Here is a 16,394-nt window from a genome sequence, read left to right on the forward strand (position 1 = left end):
ATACGAGTGTAGACTTACCTCGTAAGTATACGACTGTAGACTTGGTGGAGACGCAGTGGAACTGAACCTGAAGGGCAAGCGTGCCCTGGTCACGGGCTCGAGCTCGGGGCTGGGCGAAGCGATCGCACGGCTGCTGGCCGCGGAGGGAGCGGAGGTCGTCGTGCACGGACGCGACGAGGTCCGCGCCAAGGCCGTCGCGGCGGACATCGGCGCCGCGGCGGTGGCGATCGGCGACCTCGCGACCGACGCCGGGGCCGACGCGGTCGCCGAGGCCGCCGGCGAGATCGACGTGCTGGTGAACAACGCCGGCGTCTACGGCCACGAGAGCTGGCAGGACTCGACCCCGGACGTGTGGCGGGACATCTACGAGACCAACGTGGTCTCCGCGGTGCGGATGATCCAGCGCTTCGTCCCCGGCATGCGCGCCCGCGGCTGGGGCCGGGTGATCCAGATCGGCGGCGGCCTCGGCTCCCAGCCGATCCCGGTCCAGCCCCACTACAGCGCCACCCTGGCCGCCCGCCACAGCCTCGCCGTCTCCCTGGCCCGTGAGCTCAAGGAGACCGGTGTGACCTCGAACGTGGTCTCACCGGGCGCGATCATGGTCGACTCGGTTCGCGAGTGGCTGACCGGTCACGCGCCGGCGAACGGCTGGGGCGAGCGGTGGGAGGACATCGAACGCAACGCCGCCAGGGACTTCGTGCCCAACGACATCGGCCGCTTCGGTCGTCCGGAGGAGATCGCCGGCGCCGTGGCCTACCTGGCGAGCCCGTACGGGGACTACGTCAGCGGCGCGACGATCAGGGTCGACGGCGGCACGATCAAATCAGTGATCTGACCTGGAGAACAGCGCCGTCGCCGGACACGTGCAGCGTGCCGTCCGGTGCGAGGGCGAGCCCGGCGAAACCACGCGGGCACCCCGGCATTCCGTGCACGAACAAAGCGCGCGGAACCGTCTCCAGTGGACTGAGGGCGAGATCCTCGGCCTCAGTCCTGATCTCGCCGGTGGTCAGGTCGATCGCCAGCAGCCGCCGCCGACCGGCCTCCACGACGAACAGCTCGTCGCCTCGGACGGCCAGACCCTGCGGTGCCGCCAGACCTCCGGCGATCAGCACGGGCTGTCCGTCGACGCGGTGCACGCCCTGCTCGTCGCTGACGTAGCAACGCTGCTCGGCGTCGAACGCCACGTCCATCGGCTCGCGGAAACCCTCCGCCAGCACGGTGATCGTGTCGTCGGCGTCGATCGCGATGATCCGCCCGGCGCCCGTCTCCGCGACCACGAGCACGCCGTCGTCGCGCACCGCGAGACCGAGCGGACAGCGCAGATTCTTGGCGCGCACCTTCCCGTCCGTGCGCACCTCGCCGTACTGCGAGGTCGTGTGCAGCCGGTCCTGATCGGCGGCCACGCCGTGCGTGAAGCTGACCGCCCGTTCGCCGGCCACGCGATAGTGGTCCGCCGCGTGGACGACGCCGCCGGAGTCGACCGTGATGCCGTAAGGCCCGACCAGGCCTTGCGGCACGATCTGCCGGATCCGGCCGTCCGGGTGGACCTCGGCGATGCCGCCGCCGGCGAAACTGGAGACGTACACCCGGTTGTCGTCGTCCACCGCGGCGTTGTCGAGCCCGAACACCCCGGTGGTGAGGAGTTCCCGTTGCCCGGTGGGGGAGATGCGCGTGATCTCGCCCTCGGCGCCGGCGGACAGGATGAGCAGCGCGCCTTCGCGGTCGAAGCGGACCGCGACCGGGGTGTGCAGGCCGTCGGCGACGAGTTCGGGTGCGCCGCCGTCGGGTGAGATCCGGTGTACCTCACCGGTGAGCATGTGCGGGTAGTACAGGTGCCCGTCGGGGCCTGCCTGCATCGCGTTGCCCATGGCCAGACCGGTGGCGAGCACGACGGGCTCGCCACCGTCCGGGAACAGTTCGAGCAGCCGGCCGCCGGGACGCATCTCGTTGACGAACAGCCGGTCTCCCACGCACGTGATGCCGTTCGGCACCTTCACCTCGTCGCTGACCAGCGTGTACTCGCCGCGCGGGGCGCGGCGCCACACCCGGCCGGGCACCAGGTCGGCGATGTACATCGAGCCGTCCGCGCCGAAGGCCAGGTCGTCGGGTGACTGGACGACGCTGTCGACCGGCACGATCACCTCGATCTCGCCGGTGCTGAGATCGACGGCGCTGATGCGCCCGCTGAGGTACTCGGCGACGTGGAGCCGGCCGTCCGGGCCGAACGCGATGCCGTTGGTACCGCGGAACGGGCTCATCCGCCCATCACCATGACGTCGTCGATGTCGTTCGCCCGCCAGTCCCTGAGCAGGGCGTGGAACGCGCTGGCACCCGCGCCGTAACCGTTGCGCGGCTGAGGTTTCCCCTCGTTGTTGTAGTAGCCGGGCGTGCATTCGAGGTGGAACCGGTAGAGCTCCTCCGCGTTGGCGCCGAGAGCCGACACCCAGGCGTCCACGGACTCGGCGCTCGGCTCGACCCACCGCGCGCCGCGCTTGCCGGCCTCCTCGACGACGGCCGCGATGTGGCTCGCCTGCTCGTCCAGGACGTGCGTGAAGTTCACCGAGGCGGCGTTCTGCAGCGCGCCCATGGTGAACAGGTTGGGGAAACCGTTGCTGTAGAAGCCGTGCAACGTCCGCGGGCCGCGGCTCCAGCTCTGCAGCAGGTGGGCGCCGTCGCGGCCGTACACCGGCAGGCGGCCGGTGACCAGGTCCGACATGCCGACCTGGAACCCGGTCGCGAAGATGATGCAGTCCACCTCGTACTCGCGGTCGCCGACCACGATCGCGTTCTCCGTGACGCGTTCGACGCCGCCGTGGTCCGCGGTGTCGACCAGGGTGACGTTGGGGCGGTTGAAGGTCTGGAGGTACTCGTCGCTGAACGTCGGCCGCTTGCACGCGTACCGGTACCACGGCTTGAGCAGTTCGGCCGTGTCCGGATCCGCCACGATGCCGTCGACGCGGGCACGGACCTCGTTCATCTTGCGGAAGTCGAGGAGCTCCTCGACGCGCTCGCGTTCCTCCGGCGTCAGCGACTCGTGCGCCTGGCCCTGGGTCATCTTCCGCAACAGCTGGGCGCTGGATGTCCACGCGTCTCCGACGTGGTCCTCGTCGGTCTGGCCGCCGCTGAGGATGTCGAGGAAGTTCTCCATCCTGTCGCGTTGCCAGCCCGGTGTCAGCGACGCGGCCCAGTCGTCGTCGGTCGGCCGGTTGCCCCGGTAGTCCACAGTGGACGGCGTGCGCTGGAAGACGTACAGCTGCCCGGCGTCGCGGCCGAGGTGGGGCACGACCTGGATCGCGGTCGCGCCGGTGCCGATCAGGGCGACGCGCTTGCCGGCCAGTCCGGTGAGGTTCCCGTTCGCGTCGCCGCCGGTGTAGCCGTAGTCCCAGCGGCTGGTGTGGAAGGTGTGGCCCGTGAAGGTCTCCACGCCGGGGATGCCGGGCAGCTTGGGCCGGTCCAGGGTGCCGTTGGACATCACGACGTACCGCGCCCGCATCCGGTCGCCGCGGTCGGTGGACACGATCCACTCGGCCGCGTCCTCGTCCCACCGCAGTTCCGTGACGGCGGTCTGGAAGCACGCGTCGCGGTAGAGGTCGAAGTGCTCGCCGATGGCGCGGGCGTGCAGGCGGATCTCCTCGCCGGGCGAGTACTTCCACTCGGGGACGTAGCCGAGCTCGTCCAGCAGCGGCAGGTAGATGTAGGACTCGATGTCGCAGTGGATTCCGGGATAGCGGTTCCAGTACCAGGTACCGCCGAAGTCGCCGCCCTTCTCGATCACCCGGATGGAGCCGGCCCCGGCCTGCCGCAGTCGGGCGCCGGCGAGCAGGCCGCCGAGCCCGCCACCGATGACGATCACCTCCACGGTGTCCTGCAAGGGTTCGCGGGTGAAGTGCGGATCGCCGTGCGGGTCCTCGGCGTAGTAGCCGAACTCGCCGGAGGCGTCGCGGTACTGCGCGGCGCCGTCGGGGCGGATGCGGCGCTCCCGCTCGGCCCGGTACCTGGCGCGCAGTTCGTGCGGGTCGAAGCCGAGGTCTTCGGAAACGGACAGCACAGAAAGAGCCTTTCGCTGAAGAAGTGGTCGTCAGACCGCGGACCAGCCGTTGTCGACCGGGAGGACGACGCCGGTGATGTTGGAGGCGGCTGCGGAGGCGAGGAAGACGATCGCGGCGGCCTGTTCCTCGGCCTCCGCGATTCGGCCGACGTTCGGCATGTACCGCCCGACGACCCGGGGTCCGTGCCCGGCGGGGTCGGGGGAGGTGGAGATGCCCGTCGCCGTGCCGCCGGGCGCGATGGCGTTGGCTCGGACACCCGACTCGCGGTACATGACCGCGACCGAGCGCATGAGCCCGACGAGCCCCGTTTTCGCTGCCGTGTAAGCGAGTCCGGCGGCGCTGCCGCGCAGGGCCGCCTCCGACGCGGTGTAGACGATGGCGCCCCTGCCGTTGGCGAGCAGGTGCGGCAACGCGGCGCGGGTGAGCCGGAACGGCGAGGTCAGGTTGACGGCGAGGAGGCGATCCCACTCCTCGTCGGAGACGTCGGCCGCCGCCGTCATCGAGTCCATGATCCCGGCGTTGCACACCAGCACGTCCAGGCCGCCGAACGCGCTCACCGCCGTCGTGACCACCTCGTCCACCACGGCGGCATCGGTCAGGTCACCCGCCACGGCCACCGCGGTGCCACCGCTCGCCGTGATCTCCTCGGCCACGGTCTTGGCGGCGTCGCCGTTGACGTCGGCCACCACCACTTTCGCGCCCAACTGGGCGAACTGACGGGCTGCTGCCCGTCCGATGCCCGATCCGGCGCCGGTCACGACGACGCTGCTGCCGTCCAGGTCACTGGTTGTGGTCATGTGATCACCGTACCGACTTATTGGCACGCTGCGCCACTATGTCGCTGAAAGACAAAAAGTAGGATGTGGAGCACACAGGACGGAGGTGGCATGACCGGCCATCAGCAGACCCGCGCGGCGGAGCGGACCGGACGCCCGCCGCTGACCGAACGGCGCAAGGCGGAGACCAGGCTGGAGGTCGCGCGCGCGGCCGTCCGCCTCTTCCTGGCCAAGGGGGTCGCGGACACGTCCGTCGAGGAGATCGCGGCGCAGGCGGGCATCTCCGCGCGCACGCTGTGGCGCTACTTCCCGAGCAAGGAGAGCTGTGTCATGCCGCTGCTGGCCAGCGGGATCGAGCAGACCGCGGCGCGGTTGCGGTCGTGGCGCGGTGACCAGGGCGTGGCCGAGTTGGTCAGCACGCTCGCGTCCGCCCACGTCGAGACGCCCGCGGCGGCGGGCGAGATGCTGAACCTGGTCCGGCTGACCAGGACCGATCCGGGCCTGCGGGCGGTCTGGCTGGAGGCGCACCGGGAGGCGGAACCGGCCTTCGCCGAGGCGCTCGCCCACCGCGCGGGGCTGGCAGAGCCCGACCTGGCCACCGCGATCCAGGCGGCGATGATCAACGGGGCGTTGCGGGTGGCCGTGGAGCACCACGCGTTCAACGCCGAGACGCCGGCGTCCCTCGCGGCGGCGACCGCCGAGGCTCTGACGATCGCCGCGCGAGGACTACCGGCGTAGGTGTTCCTGCGGGATCAGGGGTTCCAGTGCACGACGAACTGGGCCTTCTCGAAGCGCTGTGCGGCCAGGTCGTCGCGGTGGATCGCCCAGAACATGGTCGCGCCACCGCCAGGGCGGTACATGTTGAGCTCGGCCAGCAGCACCCGGTGCTCGGTGTCGGTCGCCCGATCGGGCGGACGGCCGTCGAACTCGGTGCCGCACCCGCCGAACAGGAGCCGCGACGCGGGGGCGCCCCACCCCTCCGCGAGAGCCTCGGCCGCGGCCTTCGTGTCGTCGGTGAACGGCAGGGACAGGCCGGGCACGAGGTGGATGTCGCCGCGCTGGAGTTCCTGGTAGATCTCGGGGAAGTCCTCGTCGTACCCGATGTCGGGATGCAACGCCCGCTCCTGCACCGCCGCACCCGACGGCACGTGCACGACGTCTCCCATGCCGTCCTCCTCCGGATACCCGAAGAACAACAACTGCCCGTCGGACGGCAGCGGGAGGTCTGTCACCTCCGCTGGCACGGCGGCGCAGTCGATCGTCGCGACCAACGGGAACCAGCGCTCGCCGACCTCCTCGGGAACCAGGATCGGCCCGCCGAAGTGGCCCACGCGCTGTCCGCCTTCGCGGTGCACCCCGCACGGGCGGACGAGCGGTGCCCACCGCTCCACTTCGGACTCGGAGAACCCGTGTCCCAGTGCTTTGACGCGGAACTGTTCGTGCGCGGTCATTCCTGTCCGGTTCCTTCGAGGGTGCGGGCGAGCCAGGCCGTCGTGGTCCTGACGAGTTCGTCGTCCACCGGCCGGCGCAACTGCCTGGGGTAGAAGAGGATCGACGGACGGCCGGGGTCGCGGCGGAGCAGATGGGTCAGGTCGGGCACCCGCCGCACCTCCGCCGCGCCCTGGACGAGAGCGTGAATCTGCTGCAGGTCGTCGGGATCGACCTGGATGTCCTTCTCGCCGGTCACGGCCAGCACCGGAACGCGGATGCGCGTGAGGTCGGACCTCGTGTCGTGGCCCAGCATCTCGCGCGTCCACCGGGCGTTCACGGGCTTCCCGGCGACGCGGACGACGTCCGGGCCTGGCGGCTTGAGCCGGATCACCCGCCGGACGGCCATCCTGGCCAGCGGCCGCAGCGGTGCGGGAAGACCGCGGGCGACGGCCTCGGCCTGCCAGCGCATCGCGTCCTCGCCCGAGCGCGCGAACCCTGCCAGCAGCACCACGGCCGCGACCCCGGGACGCGAGCCGAGCGCCATGGCGTGCAGCGCGCCTTCGCTGTGGCCGACGACGCCGACGCTCCCGATGTCCGGGCGCGCCGCGAGCGCGTCGAGTGCCGCCGCGGCGTCGTCCCGGTTGTCGGCGAACCCGGTCGCCAGCCAGTCGCCGGAGGAGGCCCCGACACCGCGCCGGTCGTAACGCAGGGACGCGATGCCCTGCCGGGCGAGCGATTCGGCCAGCGCCGGACCGAGGTTCTGCTTGAGCCGCCCCGCGTTGCCGTCGCGGTCGAGCCGCCCGGAACCGTGCAGCAGCAGAACGGCCGGGTGGGGTCCGGCGCCGTCGGGCAGGGAGAGCGTGCCCGCTAACGGCGTGTCGTCACTCGCGTTGATCGTCAGGTCCAAGTTCTGCAAAGTCCCAGCTCCGCATGTCTCTCAGCGCCACGAATATTCTCGACTCTGAGAACATTACCGTATGTGAGAAGATGGGGACATGGCGACCGCGGACCTCCTCCTGCATCCCGTGCGGATGCGCATCCTGCAGGCGTTGTTCGAGACTGATCCGCTGACCACGGCCCAGTTGAGGGAACGCCTGCCCGACATCGCGCCGGCCACCATGTACCGGCACATCGCGGTCCTCGCGGAGGGCGGCGTGCTCGAAGTGGCGGACGAACGCCGTGTCCGCGGCACGGTCGAGCGCAGCTATCGGGTGCGCAAGGAGGAGGCCTCGGTCGACCAGGACGCGCGCGCCGCGATGACCCGCGAGGACCACCTGCGGTCGTACTCGACGTTCGCCGCCTCGCTGATGGGCGACTTCGACCGCTATCTCGCCCACGACGGCGCCGATCCGCACGCGGACGGCGTGCTCTACCAGCAGGCCGCGGTCTGGCTGACCGACGAGGAGTTCGCCGCGATGAACGCGGAGATCCAGCACGCGGTCCTGTCGCGGATGGGCGGGGCGCGGGACGGCGGACGCAGGCGGCGGGTCGTCAGTCTCGTCGTGGTGCCCGACGAGCCGAAGGGTTCCGAGTGACCCAGTCGGCGAGCGCGGCGAGCGTGGTCTCGGCGCTGGCCGCCATGTAGTCGCGCAACGCTTCCACGTCCGCGCGAGTGCTGCCGAGCACCGGATCCATGCGCAGCAACCGCCACGACTGCTCCGCCACGGTGCCGCGGTCGTGCGCCTCGAACGTCCAGCTCCACTCCACGATGCCGTCGACCACGAAGGCAAAAACGGCTCCCGGCTCGGCTTTCACCACCTGCGACCGGGTGGTCCACTCCTTGCCGTCCCTGCGGTTGCGGCCGCTGAACCACGCGCCGGCCTCGGGTCCGGAGCCCTCGTCGAACGCGACGTCGCTCGCGTTGGGACTCCAGCGGCTGATCGCGGACACATCGCTCACGAGGCCGTAGACGTCGCCTGGATCGGCGTCGATCCACGTGCGGCGCGTGAAGGTGAAATCGGACGGGTCCAGCTCGGTGACTGTGCTCATGGAACCCACTTCAGCGGGTGTCCCGCGAGTGGACCACTCCCGGCTCTGCGTATCCCTGGCTGGGACAGGTAACGCTCCTGATCGCAGCCCATACTCGAAACCATGAGCGGAACCGCGCAGTTCAGGGACTTCCTCCAGACGAGGCGATCGCAGCTTCGCCCGGAGAACGTCGGCGTCCCGACCTACGGCGAACGGCGACGCGTGCAAGGTCTGCGCCGGGAGGAACTGGCGCAGCTGGCCGGCGTGAGCGTCTCCTACTACACGAGGCTCGAACAGGGACACTCCCTCAGCGCCTCACCCGAGGTGCTGGACGCGCTCGCCACCGCTCTGCAGTTGGACGACGCGGAACGGCAGCACCTGCACACCTTGGCGAAGCCGGCGAAGGCCCGCAGGGCACGCCGCCCCGCTCCCGAACGGGTGCCGGAGGCGACCGTCCAGTTGCTCCACGCACTGGCGGACGTTCCCGCGATCGTGCTCGGCCGACGCAGCGAGGTGCTGGCCTGGAACAGGCTGGGACACGCCTTGTTCGCGGGCCACCTGGACTTCACCGCGGTGGACCGGGTGGCAGAACGCCCGAACATGGCCCAGCTCGTGTTCCTGGACGCGCACACCCGTGAGCTGTACGCGGACTGGCAGAGCAAGGCCAAGGCGGTGGTCGGGAACCTGCGCCTGATGACGGGGCAGCATCCCGACGACGCCGCGCTGCACGAACTGGTCGGGCAACTGAGCGCGAGGAGCACGGACTTCGCCTCGATGTGGGCCGACCACCGCGTGAAAGCCTGCGCCACGGCCGTGTACGAGATGAGGCATCCCCTCGTCGGTCCGCTGGTCGTCACGCAACAGACCCTGAGCAACGGGCCTGGCCCGAGCGTCGTGGTCGCGACCGCCCCGCCGGGGTCGCCGTCGGACGCCGCGCTGTCCCTGCTCGCTCACCTGATCCGGGCGTAGAACGCCCGCACGGCAACAACATCAGAAGGGTGCGGCGCTGCCGCATGCCCGAAAACAGTGAGGAAACCATGTCCGCGAAGCATGTCCGCAAGGCGTTCGTCGCCGCGATCCTGGCCGCGACCACCTTCGCCGCCACACCGGCGCACGCCGCCGCGTTGTGCGCTCCGCAGGTCGTCCAGCACTTCGACCTGGCCAAGGGGCAGACGCCCGAGAGCATCGTGTTGTCTCCCAGCGGAACCGCGTACGTGACGTTCGCCAAGGCCCGGCAGATCGCCGAGATCTCGCCGGGTGGCGGGGTCCGGATCCTGGCCACGCTGCCCGCACCCGCGGACGGCGGGATCAACACTCCCGCGCTGGGCTTCCCGTTGACGGTCGGCATCGACCGGGCGTCCGACGGCACCCTGTACTTCCTCTACGCCACCGGCACCGCGGACCTCACCGGCGTCTGGAGCCTGCGGCCGGGCGGGACACCGCGCCGCATCGCGCCGTTGCCCGCCGGGAGCCTGCCCAACGGTCTCGCGCTGGACCAGCGCACCCGCACCCTCTACGTCGCCGACTCCACCGGCGCCGTGTGGAAGGTGCCGACGACCGGGGGCGCGACCGTCTGGGCGTCCGGCCAGGAGCTCGAGCCGACCGGCTTCCTCGGCGCGAACGGCCTCAAGCTGCACGACGGCTCGGTGTGGGTGACCAACCTGGATCAGGGCACGATCCTGCGCATCCCGGTGCGCGCCAACGGAAGCGCTGGTCCCGTGCAGGTCGCCGCCACCGGTCTCGCCGGCATCGACGACTTCGCGTTCACCGGAAGGGGCGACGAGATCATCGCCGCGCTGGACACCGTGAACGAGGTCGCGCTCGTCAAGTCCGACGGCACGCACGAGGTCGTCCTGACCGCAGCCGACGGGCTGCAGGGTCCGACCTCGATCGCGGTGCGCGGCCGGACCGTCTACGTGCCGAGCGCCGCCTACCTCACCGCGACGGACCCCAACCTGCTGCTGGCCCGCCTCGGGCACTGAGGGTCGACATCGCTATCAAGTCTGATAATGTTCTCGAAACTGATAGCGATCGAACCTGAGGAGCAGAGGATGAACGACAACGCGCGGGCCGGCCGGGGGAGTGGCCTCGCCACGTTCTTCGCGGTCACCTTCATCACCACGTGGGGGTTCTGGCTCGTCGCCATCGTGCTCGGGCAGCCGCCGACGACGTTCCCGACCGTGATCCCGTTCCTGCTCGGCGGTTTCGGCCCCGTGTTCGGCGCGATCGCGGTCAGGATTCGCCGGCGTGGCGGGCCGGTGCCCGCCCACACCGTCAGGCTCCGGCTGAACGCCCGGCTGCTGTGGGCGTTACCTCTGCTGGTGCTGGCGGTCGCGACGGTGGCCGGCGGCACGGTGCTCGCGCAGGCACTTGGTGGTCCGGTGCTGAGTCTGGACGAGGGACGGGCGCTGATCGCGACAGCGGGCGGTGCGGCGCCGTTCCTCGTCAGCATGCTCGTCGGTGGCCCGCTCGCCGAGGAGCCTGGCTGGCGCGGCACGGCCTACCCGCGCCTGCTGGCGAGGATGGGGCGCTTCCGCGTCGGGCTGGTTCTCGGTGCGGCGTGGGCGGTCTGGCACCTGCCGTTGTTCTTCATGACCGGAACCGTGCAGGCGGGCTTCGGATTGCTGAGCTGGAGCGGGTTGCTGTTCACGCTCAGCGTCTTCCCGATGGCACTGCTGACCGGCTACGCCTACGAGCTCGGTGGTGTTCCCGCGGCCGTCGCCGTCCACTTCGGAGTCAACGCGACGACGGCCGTGCTGAACGCCTTCTCGCCGATGACGCAGGCGGTGGTCCTCACGGTGCAGCTTCTCGTTGTGGTGACGGCGATCGCGCTGCGCCGCAACGCGACGGTCACCGCTGTGGGCGGTCCTGGAGTTCGGCTACAGCACGGGTGAGCCACTCTGCCAGGAGAGTGCGCTCGGCCTCGCTGAGTGCTGGGAAGTCAGGCAGTGCGGCCTGCAGCGCCACGGCGAGTGCGATGGGCCCGGAGTCGGGCCGGATGGACGCCGAGGTCAGGATCTCGCCGAGAACCGCGTCCAGCAACGCGGTGGCGAGGTCCGGATCGCGGCGGTCCTCCGGCTGCCCCAGCAGCGCGAACACCGCGCCGGTGCCGGCGGCGTGGATCATGTCGACCGCCCGCGCCTCGGACACCTTCAGCAACCTCGCGGCCGCCACCCGTGCGACTCGGGCCCGCAGCACCTCGGTGCCGTCACTGGTGGTGGAGGAGTTCCGCAGTCGCCCCGGCGCGACGAGGAGCAGGAACACGTCGGGGTTGGCGAGGTTGAACGCGATGTGGGCGTGCCAGGCGGCCCGCAGGTCCTCGACCGGGTCGCCGTTCTCGCCGGCGGCCTTGGCCGCCTTCGTGGCGACGTAGCCGGCCAGCACGTGCTCCGCGACCGCCTCCAGGAGGCCGTCCTTGTCGCCGAACAGCCGGAAGATCGTCGGCGGCGGCACGCCCGCCTCCTGCGCGACCGCGCGGGTGGTGACCGCCTTGGCGCCGCTCGTGCGGAGCAGGTGGGCCGCGGCGGCGACGATCCCGGACCGGGTGTCAGTGGTGGTCGGCTCCGACATGGATCGATGGTATCAGGAAGTTGATACCAACGATCCGAATCAGTGGTAGCGTGAAAACGAATCACTGGTTCACGCAGGAGGAAGCATGATCATCGTTACCGGGGCGTCCGGCAGGCTCGGCGCCCAGATCGTCGAGAAGCTGCTGGACCACGTTCCCGCCGACACCGTGGGCGCCAGCGTGCGCGACCCGGACAAGGCGGCGGCACTCGCCGCTCGCGGCGTCCGCGTCCGGGCAGGCGACTTCACCGATCCGTCCACTTTGGACCACGCCTTCGAGGGTGCGGACCAGGTGCTGGTCGTCTCGGCCTCGATCAGGGGCCCGCAGGCCGCCGGTGCCAACGTGGCCGCGATCGACGCCGCCGTGCGAGCGGGCGCGTCACGCGTGCTCTACACCAGCCACCAGGCGGCCTCGCCCGACTCGTTGTTCGACCCGGGACGGCAGCACGCGTCGACGGAGCGGCACCTCGCCGGTCAGGGCGTCGCGTTCACGGCCCTGCGGCACGGCTTCTACACGAGCACGCTGGAGCACTACGTGCCCGCCGCGCTGCGGACCGGTGAGTTCCGGCTGCCGGAGGACGGGCCGTTCTCCTGGACCGCGCACGCCGACCTCGTCGAGGCGGACGTCCTGTCGTTGACGCGCCCCGGCGCGCTCGACGGCCTGACGCCGCCGCTCACCGCGCCGGACCTGCTCGACTTCGCCGACGTGGCGCGCGTTCTCGGCGAGATCACCGGCCGCGACGTCAAGCGGGTCGTGGTGGACGACGAGGAGTGGAAGGAGACGGTGGTGGCCCAGGGCATGCCGACCGCGGCGGCCGAGTTCACGCTCGGCATGTTCCGCGCGGCGCGGGCCGGTCAGTTCGCGGTCACCGACCCGGCGCTGGAGAACCTGCTCGGGCGACCGGCGATCCCGGTGCGCGCCGTGCTGGAGGACGTCGTGCGCCTCCAGCCCTGACGGTCACCGGAAGATCGTGCCCAGGACGTGGGCGAGGATGGCGCCGGGATCGGACGCGGGGGCGACCGCCTGCCGCAGGGCGAGTCCGATGCCCAGGGCGCCGAGCATGACCACCGCCTGGTCCAGCGGCATCGCGGGGTCGAGGTCCAGGCGCTGCGAGTGCTCGGTGAGCAGGGCGACGACCTGGTCGTCGTGCCGTCGCTGGATGGCGGCGACCAGGGTCGCGGTCTCGGGTTGCTGCGCCGTCGCGGCCAGCACCTCCGCGGCCGCCGCGCTCCACTTCGCGGCGTCCTCGTCGGTCGGGTCGGCGGGGGCGAGGGCCGCGAGCACCTGGTCGCGGCTGGTGGCGCGGCCGAGCGCGTCCCGCAGCCCGTGCAGGTGGGCGTCCGCGCCGGCCTCGATGATCGCCAGCCACAGCCCTTCCTTGCCGCCGAAGTGCTTGTAGACGGCGCCGCGCGTGTATCCGGCGTCGGCGGCGATCTCCTCGACCGTCGCCGCCAGGAAGCCGCGGCGCAGGAACACCTCGCGCCCGGCGGCGAGCAGGTGTTCGTGGGTGCGTTGCTGCTGCTCAGCCCGGGTCAGCCGGATCATCGCCCGCCATTTCAGTAACAGACCGTTTCTGGAAACACGACGTTACTGTACCGTCGGGCGCATGGAGCTTCTGGGGCCTCTGGCGGCGTTTCTCAGCGTGCCGCTCGGCTTGGCGGTGTTCGTCCTGTACGCCGCGCGGGCCCGCCGCCGGGGTGGTGGTGGGTCGATGCTGTCGCCGATCGAGGAGATCTGGGACCCGATCTCGCACCGGACGAACATCGAGATCCAGGTCGAGGGCGAACGGAGTCCGGAGACTCCGTCGCCCGGCGACCCGCTTCGACTGCGTGTGCCTCGCGGAGATCAGGGTGTGACGCGGTAGGCGTCGATCATGCCCACCGACGTGCTGCGGTTGACGATGCGGATGGTGTGCTGCCCGCGCGTCAGGCCGGACTTCTGCCAGACCACCTGTTGCACTTGGCGTGCACCGGTGACGCGGAGGTCCACTGTGGACTGGAACGCGTTGTCGAGGTAGACGTCGACCGTGCCCATGTCGCCGTTGCGTTCGGAGAGGTACTGGATGCCGGTGCCGGTGAACGTGTAGGTCGCGGCGGCGTTCACGGTGGTCGAGTGGTGGGTGTCGTCGTTGTAGTCGCCGTAGCCACGGCCGGTCGTGAGGTGCCAGTTGCCGTCGTAGCTGCCCTCGGTGTTGTTCACCAGGCCGCCGCCGCTCGCGTTGAGTCCGAGCGTGGACGCCGTGCCGCTCAACGACTTCGCACCCTGGTTCTGACTGCCGGTCAGACGGGCGGTGGCGTACGAACTGAGCGGCTTGGCGGTCCGTTCGACGACGTAGGTGGCGTTCGCGGCGGTGCCGAACTCGAACTCGGCGGCCGAGGTGGTCAGCAGGACCGCGTTGTCCGAGGTGCGCCGGACGCGGATCTGCTGGCCGCCCCACGGGTTCATCACCCGTGCGGTGGCGCCCCACTGGCTGCGCAGGCCGACGTACTTGGTCTCGTTCGCCTCCCGTTCGGAGCTGACGAGGAAACCGTTCTTGGCCAGCAGCGTGAACTTGCCGACGAACGACGAGTTGTTGGGTGCGGCGGGGAACACACGGATCTTGTCGTTGTACGACTGGAGCAACGCCTCGTTCATCGCCGACAGGTGCACGCCGTGGTACTCGAAGACCCCGTTGGTGTTGTTGGTGAAACCGTTGGAGTAGTTCTGGTACTGCTGCAACATCCGCTTCATGCCGGTGAACGTCTGGTCGCCGAGGCCGAGCCGCGCGGCCTGGACCGCGTCGTTGGCCCACACGTTGCCGTACGGGAAAGGCCTGCTGTTCCACGTGTTCAGCGCGGTCTGGTAGTCCGGGTAGCCCAGACCCGTGACGTTGTACGGCCAGATCAGCTCCGACGCCACGTTCTCGCCGTTGCGGGTCTGCGACAGCGGCGGCTGGTGCGGCAGGTACGCGCCGTTCTCCTGCGGGTACGCGACCAGGTTGTCCAGGATCCGCTGCCACTCCGGCCGCAGGTTCGCGTCGACCCCGAGTTGTTGTGACACCGTCAGGGCGATCGGGAAGAGGCTGCGCACGGCCGCGAGGTCGGTGATCGCGTTGCGGACGTTCCAGTAGGTCTCGTGGGAGTTGGAGTTGGCCATGTAGTACTTGCCGCTGCTGTCGACCGACAGCGTGCGCGAGTAGAACTTCGCGACCTCGCGGATGTAGGGGTAGGCGACGTCGCGGAGGTAGTTGGCGTCGTTGGTGTACCGGTATTGCAGGTACATGTTGAACGCCGCCTCGTACCCGGTCGACAGCACGTTCTTGGTGTAGTCGCTGTTGATCGTGCCGCGGGCGTTGCCGTCCCAGCCCATGGTCTCCGGCACCCACAGGCCGTCCACGCCGTAGCGCGTCTGCGTGTACGCCTTCAGTGCGCTGTAGTTGCGGCTGTAGAGGTTGTTGAAGGTGTTCATCAGGTCTACGTGGTTGGACGCGAGGAACGAGTTGTAGACGTCGCGCTGGTTCCAGTACCAGTACGAGTTGCTCCATTTCGTCGCATCACCCGTCGCGCGGAACACGCCGTTGATGAAGTGGAACGGGTAGTTGCCGTACCCGCCGGCCGCGACGAGGTAGGTGGACAGGTAGTACACGTTCTCCAGGTAGTCCGCCTCGCCGCCCATCCCGCCGTACTGGACGAACGACTTCTGCCAGAAGTTGTGCCACCAGTTGCGGTAGTTGGTGAGGGTCGTGGCGTAGCCGGTGGACTTCACCGCGCTCAGGGCGTTCTTCGCCTGGTTGACGGAGTTGTTGCCCGGGGCGTTGATCCGGGTGGAGGCGGTGAACCAGACCGTGTAGCTCTGCGACGGGGTGATCGACAGGCGGACGCGGCTGTTGTTCACGACGGACGCGCTGTAGTTCGCGCCCTCGACCGTCGCGGCGAGCGTGTACCCGAAGCGTTGCGCGTCCGTCTGGCCCCGGCTGATCCCCGCGCCGGACGCGTCCGCGTAACTGCTGACTGTCCGCCAGGTGGTCATGTCCGGCACGTCGCCGCTGTTGCCGAGGTTCGCCACGTCCCACAGCGACAGCTCGAGCGTCACCGCGTTGATGCCGCTGCGGGTGTCCTCGACGTGGATGCCCATCACCTCGGAGTTGGGCCGGCCCATGATGGTGACGGTGCGGTTGTTGTCGTACTTGGTGGTCAACGTGCCGTCGTACAGCGAAAGTCGTTGCTGGAACGTGCTGTAGCCGGTGTCCATGGCCGGGGACGTGGCGAGGTTGAGCAGTCCGGCGCCGAACGCGGTCTGCTGCGAGGCGTCCACATTGGACACCTGCATGCTCAGGCCGCCGGACTGCCACACCATCGCGCCGGTCCGGCCGTTGCCTACCGTCAGACCGTGGTCGGGGTTGGTGTTCGGCCGGTTGTAGACGAGGTCGTGCTTGGACAGGTAGTTCGCGTGGTCGACGTCGAGCCGGCCCGACGAGTTCGAGAACGCGGCGTCGCCGGGTGCGGCGACGGCGGGAGCGATGGCGGTCAGGGTGGCGCCTGCGAGCACGGCGATGGGCAACAGACGAAGCGACCTCATGGAGCACCTTCCGGAGCAGGGAGAAGGTGAACAGGGCGGTGTCAC

General features: G+C 70.0%; 17 protein-coding genes. 8 read left to right on the plus strand and 9 right to left on the minus strand.

Annotation, left to right across the window (positions count from 1 at the left end):
• Positions 1–55 precede the first annotated feature (55 nt).
• Complete coding sequence (locus ACH413_RS04360; RefSeq protein WP_360042803.1) at positions 56–835, plus strand: SDR family oxidoreductase; 780 nt, start codon at positions 56–58, stop codon at positions 833–835.
• Here ACH413_RS04360 and ACH413_RS04365 read toward each other — a convergent pair.
• Genes ACH413_RS04365 through ACH413_RS04375 form a run of 3 tightly spaced genes read right to left on the minus strand, consistent with a single transcriptional unit; the run spans position 819 to position 4,846 of the window.
• A complete protein-coding gene (locus ACH413_RS04365) occupies positions 819–2,258 on the minus strand; it encodes a hypothetical protein (RefSeq protein ID WP_360042800.1) in 1,440 nt (479 codons plus the stop codon). The two genes, ACH413_RS04360 and ACH413_RS04365, sit on opposite strands and share 17 nt — an antisense overlap.
• Entirely contained in the window at positions 2,255–4,048 is a 1,794-nt protein-coding gene (locus ACH413_RS04370) for an NAD(P)/FAD-dependent oxidoreductase (protein ID WP_360042797.1), read from the minus strand. Before ACH413_RS04370 ends, ACH413_RS04365 begins: the two co-directional genes overlap by 4 nt.
• Positions 4,049–4,078: 30 nt before the next feature.
• On the minus strand, positions 4,079–4,846 hold the full coding sequence (locus ACH413_RS04375; protein ID WP_360042794.1) for an SDR family oxidoreductase: 768 nt from the start codon (positions 4,844–4,846) through the stop codon (positions 4,079–4,081).
• A gap of 90 nt (positions 4,847–4,936) precedes the next feature.
• On the opposite strand from ACH413_RS04375, the gene ACH413_RS04380 reads away from it, so the two are divergent.
• On the plus strand, positions 4,937–5,563 hold the full coding sequence (locus ACH413_RS04380; protein WP_360042791.1) for a helix-turn-helix domain-containing protein: 627 nt from the start codon (positions 4,937–4,939) through the stop codon (positions 5,561–5,563).
• Positions 5,564–5,577: 14 nt separating this feature from the next.
• On the opposite strand, the gene ACH413_RS04385 is transcribed toward ACH413_RS04380, so the two are convergent.
• Positions 5,578–6,276 carry a hypothetical protein gene (locus ACH413_RS04385; RefSeq protein ID WP_360042788.1) on the minus strand — a complete coding sequence of 233 codons (699 nt, stop codon included), beginning with the start codon at positions 6,274–6,276 and terminating at the stop codon, positions 5,578–5,580.
• Entirely contained in the window at positions 6,273–7,172 is a 900-nt protein-coding gene (locus ACH413_RS04390) for an alpha/beta fold hydrolase (RefSeq protein ID WP_360042785.1), read from the minus strand. The genes ACH413_RS04385 and ACH413_RS04390 overlap by 4 nt, the downstream gene beginning before the upstream one ends.
• A 79-nt stretch (positions 7,173–7,251) precedes the next feature.
• Here ACH413_RS04390 and ACH413_RS04395 point away from each other — a divergent pair, with 79 nt between their 5' ends.
• Positions 7,252–7,791 carry a helix-turn-helix domain-containing protein gene (locus ACH413_RS04395; protein ID WP_360042782.1) on the plus strand — a complete coding sequence of 180 codons (540 nt, stop codon included), beginning with the start codon at positions 7,252–7,254 and terminating at the stop codon, positions 7,789–7,791.
• Here the strand turns inward: ACH413_RS04395 and ACH413_RS04400 are convergent.
• Positions 7,748–8,245, minus strand: coding sequence for an SRPBCC family protein (locus tag ACH413_RS04400; protein WP_360042779.1), 498 nt, complete (start codon positions 8,243–8,245; stop codon positions 7,748–7,750). The genes ACH413_RS04395 and ACH413_RS04400 overlap by 44 nt on opposite strands.
• 102 nt (positions 8,246–8,347) lie before the next feature.
• Here ACH413_RS04400 and ACH413_RS04405 point away from each other — a divergent pair, with 102 nt between their 5' ends.
• The 3 genes from ACH413_RS04405 (at position 8,348) to ACH413_RS04415 (ending at position 11,118) form a co-directional block, all read left to right on the plus strand.
• Positions 8,348–9,193 carry a helix-turn-helix transcriptional regulator gene (locus ACH413_RS04405; protein ID WP_360042776.1) on the plus strand — a complete coding sequence of 282 codons (846 nt, stop codon included), beginning with the start codon at positions 8,348–8,350 and terminating at the stop codon, positions 9,191–9,193.
• A gap of 68 nt (positions 9,194–9,261) precedes the next feature.
• The gene (locus ACH413_RS04410) at positions 9,262–10,206 is read left to right on the plus strand and encodes a hypothetical protein (RefSeq protein WP_360042773.1); all 945 of its coding nucleotides are present in this window, start codon (positions 9,262–9,264) and stop codon (positions 10,204–10,206) included.
• A 69-nt stretch (positions 10,207–10,275) separates the two neighbouring features.
• A complete protein-coding gene (locus ACH413_RS04415; protein ID WP_360042771.1) occupies positions 10,276–11,118 on the plus strand; it encodes a type II CAAX endopeptidase family protein in 843 nt (280 codons plus the stop codon).
• Here the strand turns inward: ACH413_RS04415 and ACH413_RS04420 are convergent.
• Positions 11,075–11,794 (minus strand): TetR/AcrR family transcriptional regulator, encoded by a 720-nt coding sequence (locus ACH413_RS04420; protein ID WP_360042769.1) that lies wholly within the window; start codon positions 11,792–11,794, stop codon positions 11,075–11,077. The two genes, ACH413_RS04415 and ACH413_RS04420, sit on opposite strands and share 44 nt — an antisense overlap.
• A gap of 85 nt (positions 11,795–11,879) precedes the next feature.
• Between ACH413_RS04420 and ACH413_RS04425 the strand changes: the two genes are divergently transcribed.
• Positions 11,880–12,746 (plus strand): NAD(P)H-binding protein, encoded by an 867-nt coding sequence (locus tag ACH413_RS04425; protein ID WP_360042766.1) that lies wholly within the window; start codon positions 11,880–11,882, stop codon positions 12,744–12,746.
• 3 nt (positions 12,747–12,749) lie between these two features.
• On the opposite strand, the gene ACH413_RS04430 is transcribed toward ACH413_RS04425, so the two are convergent.
• Positions 12,750–13,337: a helix-turn-helix domain-containing protein gene (locus ACH413_RS04430; protein ID WP_360042763.1), complete on the minus strand. Its 588-nt coding sequence runs from the start codon at positions 13,335–13,337 to the stop codon at positions 12,750–12,752.
• Positions 13,338–13,398: 61 nt separating this feature from the next.
• Here ACH413_RS04430 and ACH413_RS04435 point away from each other — a divergent pair, with 61 nt between their 5' ends.
• Entirely contained in the window at positions 13,399–13,656 is a 258-nt protein-coding gene (locus tag ACH413_RS04435) for a hypothetical protein (RefSeq protein WP_360042760.1), read from the plus strand.
• Here the strand turns inward: ACH413_RS04435 and ACH413_RS04440 are convergent.
• The gene (locus ACH413_RS04440) at positions 13,638–16,349 is read right to left on the minus strand and encodes a glycosyl hydrolase family 95 catalytic domain-containing protein (protein WP_360042757.1); all 2,712 of its coding nucleotides are present in this window, start codon (positions 16,347–16,349) and stop codon (positions 13,638–13,640) included. The two genes, ACH413_RS04435 and ACH413_RS04440, sit on opposite strands and share 19 nt — an antisense overlap.
• Positions 16,350–16,394 lie beyond the last annotated feature (45 nt).

Source organism: Lentzea sp. NPDC020367 (genome assembly GCF_044387305.1).
Classification (GTDB): Bacteria; Actinomycetota; Actinomycetes; order Mycobacteriales; family Pseudonocardiaceae; genus Lentzea.